The sequence below is a fragment of the Endozoicomonas sp. SESOKO3 genome, assembly GCF_024606255.1.
This window is the reverse complement of the sequence record NZ_JAHHPR010000239.1, coordinates 1-4,634: the sequence shown is the minus strand read 5'-3', so window position 1 is coordinate 4,634 and position 4,634 is coordinate 1. Positions and strand designations below refer to the sequence as shown.

General features: G+C 48.1%; 2 protein-coding genes. Both read right to left on the bottom strand.

Going from position 1 to position 4,634, the window contains the following annotated elements; all coding sequences use genetic code 11:
- Nucleotides 1-3,509, bottom strand: a 3,509-nt coding sequence (locus tag KDK18_RS04325) for a hypothetical protein (RefSeq protein WP_257253464.1), incomplete at its 3' end; no start/stop codon positions are given.
- A 289-nt stretch (nt 3,510-3,798) separates the two neighbouring features.
- A partial coding sequence (locus tag KDK18_RS04320) for a hypothetical protein (RefSeq protein WP_257253463.1) occupies nt 3,799-4,634 on the bottom strand: 836 nt, incomplete at its 5' end.

Genomic DNA, 4,634 nt, shown 5'->3' with positions numbered 1-4,634 from the left:
TGCTCAAGTTCAATCTTGCTGATCAGACCTTCACGCAGCAGAGCGATGATCCTGTCACCATTGGCAGAATGTTTGGCAAAGTATTCCGAGAAGCTTTTCAGGTCCCTTTGTTCATGATCGACGTAGTGAATAGCTGCTTTGCCCATACCGTGGATTTCATTGTCGTAATGTTGTGGCCCGGTTTTAATCTCACTTTCCAGACGGGCCAGCTCCTGAATCATTTGCCGGATCTTGCCGCCAGTGCCATCATCACCGCCCGGTTGTACCTGTTTTTTTCTCAGGGCATCAAGCCGGTCATCATAGGTGTCAGTAGAGTCTGGTTTAAGAACCACGGCTTCTTCAGTGGCTTCAAGAAGCGCGTCATGATTCGCCAGTGTTTCTTTTACAGCTTCAACCTGAGGCTGCTCTGTTGAGGAATCTTTTGTGGTAAGCGTTGTTGCGGCGATGGATATCGCGGCAACCGGTGTTGAGGCAATGGATGTTGGGGCAATAGATGTTGGGGCAATAGATGTTGGGGCAATAGATGTTGGGGCAATGGACGTTAGGGCAACCGGTGTTGAGGCAATGGATGTTGGGGCAATGGATGTTAGGGCAACCGGTGTTGAGGTAAGCGGTGTTACAGTTTCCGGTTGCTTGATTTCATAAACTTTCTCTATGATGAGTCTGGCTTGTTTTTCTGATGGCTGGGTATCATCCCGATTATCAATTTCAAGCGCTGCTGCCCCTTGTCTGCTTGCTAGTGCTTCATGAGCTCCTTTTCTCTGCATTGGAATTCGATCGATTTCGTCCTGGACAGGATGTAACCATTTTCTCCGTTTTGCCAAATCTTGTTGATTCTGAAAATCTTGTCGAAAGACCTCAAAGAACTGCTGCTTAATGCACTTCTGCAGGTGCTGATGGCGGGCTTCAAGATCATCCTTGTTTTCCGGAATAAGGCTGAGCTTACCTTCAAAAAAAGCCAGTCTTTCCCGAGCTTCCTCATCGGATAGTTCTTCGTTTGGTTGCAGCGGCTGTGGAATGAACGGAAGGGCAGCCATATCATTTTCATTGATCAAAGTAATACTGCGCTTGCCTCCGGTAGTCGCCGGTTTTGCTTTTACTGCTTCTTCATCAAGCTGTTCTGTTGCGGGCAGCAATTGTTTGATTTTATGAATTTCCTGTCGGATGAGTCTGGCTTGTTCCCCGGGTGGTTGGGTATCATCCCAATCATTAATCTCAAGCTCTGCTGCCAGTTGAGCGTTTCGAGCTTTAGTGGCATCTGCTCTGGCATCACGAACTTGTTGTACCAGCTTTGGAATTTGTTCGATTTTCTGCTGAAGTATCTGTGACTGGTTTTGCAGTTCTTCCTTCTCCTTACGAACTTGTAGAAGCTCATCTTTAATTTGTTGCTTGAGTTGAAGTGCTCTGAGCTTTTCTTTTTCACTGGCAGTAGCTTTCTCCGTCGTCAACACTATCTCGTTTCTAAGCTGGTTGATTCGTGTTGCTTGCCGTTTGAGGTGTTGCTTTATGGCCTGATGACGCACTTTCGGGTCTTTTTTATTGTCCGGGACCAGACCGAGCAGAATTTCAATGTCAGCCAGGTAATTATGAATAACCGTATCAGTGAGTTCTTTCTTGTGTGGCAGGTGAGGTTGAACGGTCTTAAAGCGGGCATCCAGGTCGTTTTCATGGGCCGGAGTAATTCCGGACGGGCCTTCAATCGCAGGCAGCTTTACTGCCCCCGGAGCGTTTTGAACTCTTGTAGCAACTGGCCGGGAATTACGAACTGGTTGTTTCGGCACGGGAGTTCGTTTGACTTCATGATGACGTTTTGATGACCCATTTTTCTGTTCTTCCTTTTTTTGTTGATTCTGAACAGGTGGTTGAACGACCTCATCTGCCTGCTGCTGAAGGTGCAGCTGAATGACCCTGTGCAGGGCTTGCTGAAGCGTTCGGTGTTTTTCTTTGTCACTGGCAATGACTCTCTTTAACTGGTTGTTAAGGACGGTGTCTCCGCCCTCTTCTCCCTCTGGCTTTGACTGCTCGTTTTCCATCTCAATCAGCTGTCTGAGAACGTCGCCGAGGATTTTGGAAGTAAACCTTTCGTCGTCCCCAAGAGCGTTAGCCTGCGCCAGGTTGATGCCGCTGACAACAGATACCGTATTCTCAATATCCCAAACAAAGAACCGGTTATTCAGAAGATTGGTAAGTGTAGGTTTGAAACTGAAGTTTTTTACGAGTTGATGATGCATCAGGGTTGGCGTGACGACCGATGAAGCGACTCTAATGTGTCTTATTGTGAATTCAAATTCATCTGCCTGATCTGGAGCAGCACTTGCCAATGCCTGCTTGAGAGATTCATAGTACATAAGCGTAATCAGTTTATCTATGCCATATTGGGCATCGTGCTTTGCAGCGATCTCCTCGAGTAATGCCATCTGTTTGCTTCGAATGACGTAATGGTAGCCTTTGACCTTGTCTTTTTTTACCTGTGTTGCTACCGGAGGTTTAGGGTTATTGACATCGTCTTCTTCCCAGAGCTTATAGAAACCTTCAACAAAAGCGAGATCGGCCGGATTCTGTTTCTGACCACGGAAAACAATAATATCCCCCGGAGCCTCAGTCACTTCCAGTTTTGGATAACCCGCCGGCACAGGATAAGACTGGCTCTCATCCTCAACGTGTACAACGTAGCCGACGGGTTTATTGTATGACAACAGATCATTCAGGGCTCTCTGTTGTAAATCTTTCCCCAGAATATGAACCTGAGTGTAGGCGGACGTCGCTGCTGCAAAAAGAGCTTCATCATTAACAAAGAGCGATTGACCGAGGCGATGCAGTTGAGGAGGCTGAACGCTGGCAGCGATAAGACGCATGAAGGTGCGCCCATTCACTTTAACTTTGTCTACTTTGAGGGTGGCAAGGGCAACATAGTGATCAACTTCGCCAAGGTTTCCTGCTTTTTCACTCGCACCTTTTAGCACACCGACCAGATGCTCAGGGCACGCAATTTCTGTAAATGGCTCTAATGTTTGGGTGTCGCCTAGTTGAGCGCGAACTGCCCCAATGGAATCTTGTTGGGTCATTCTGAATCTGACTTCAATGAGCAGATTCTTTTCTGCCAGATTATGGGTGAATCTGAAGACCCCCTCATTACCAATCTTGAGGACTTTGGTGTATTTCTGAGCAATGTCATTGTCATCTGTTTCAAACAGATCAACAGTGGAAACGCCACCGGCGATGCCGGAAAGGACGTCTGTGAAGCCTTCGGAAGGCATGTTATAGCCCGCTGTGGCTTGAGCCTGGTCAGGGTAGGTGGTGGTAAAGGATTTGGGTATTGGCTGCTGGTCATCACCTAAAGTGGGCTGAACCATGACCTCACTCTGGGTAAACTCTGTATGACCATTGCCCGCAATATCGATGGATTTTGTCTGCAGTCTGCGTTCCGCCAGTGCCTGCGTGCCAATGATGGAAGAGCTGATTGCAACGGCCACTGCCAGGTTCAGTGCATGGGGGCGAGCATGTGTCATTCGACTACCTCAAGGCTGATAACTTTCTATACCGTGAAAAGTGATGTTTACACCAGTTGAGAGAGCAACTTCCAGTAACTCTGGGCTGTCAATAGCTCAAGGCTGTTCCGGTAAGTTGTTGAGTGAATTTAGTTCACAGTGGCCAATCCGGTGAGCCGTTGAGCGAATTTAGTTCACAGTGGCAAAGTCCAATGCCAGTAAAATTGAGTTGTTTTTTCAGAGCAGGAATACATTCATGCATGCCTTATAACAGGGTTTGATCGATGGCCCGACGACCTGAAAGAAATCACTACAGATGCCCTTTTGCCAACCATTCGTAGAAGGCACCCAGAGTGTAAGAGTACGGAATACTTTCTGCATGGGAGAATGACCATTTAGGTACATTATCCCTGAAGTATTTTTCCCAGCCATGCTCATACATCTTCATAGAGCGATCACGTCGTTCACGGAACTGAAGATAATTCTCGTTTCTGGTCCAGCCATGCATCACTTTGTTTGCTTTAACACGGTTGGCATACTCTTCATCCGTTTCATTGAAGCGTTGAGGTGTGGCAGTGGCAGCACGTTTCGCATAGTCAGATTCCGTTTCACCCACGCTTCTCCAGCGATTGAGCTTGTCAAGACTACGGCCCAGTGGTCCGCCGAGCCACTGAGTGAGTACCTTGTTGTCGTTCATGAAGAAGTCAAAAGTGAGACTCGACGCCAGAGCAAATCCGAAGGTTTGAGCGTAGGTAAACCCAGATAAAAGGCCGTGGGCGTATGATCCGGCCGTGGCTACCGGGCCCAGCACCAGACCGGCTGTGACAGAAGCCAGGCTTTTCACTTTATCTGGTGTGATCCTGTGCAGCAGCGGTACCTGAACTCCTTGTCCGGAAGTCATGGATTTCACGATTTCGGGCACCAGACGGAAAAGGCTGCGATATCTATGGGGGTTGGCGTTGTATTGTCTGTTAAACAGCATAGAGCCGGTTTTCAGCAGAATAACTGAGGAAGCGGCTTTGCCGAAAGGCATTGTCAGTCCGCCCAATTCAGTGACTTGTTCAATGCCGGTGTGGAAGGGATATTGGCCGGTTCGGTCAAGATCAACACCGTAGCGTTCCAGCCAGTGCTGGAAAGGTGTGAGCA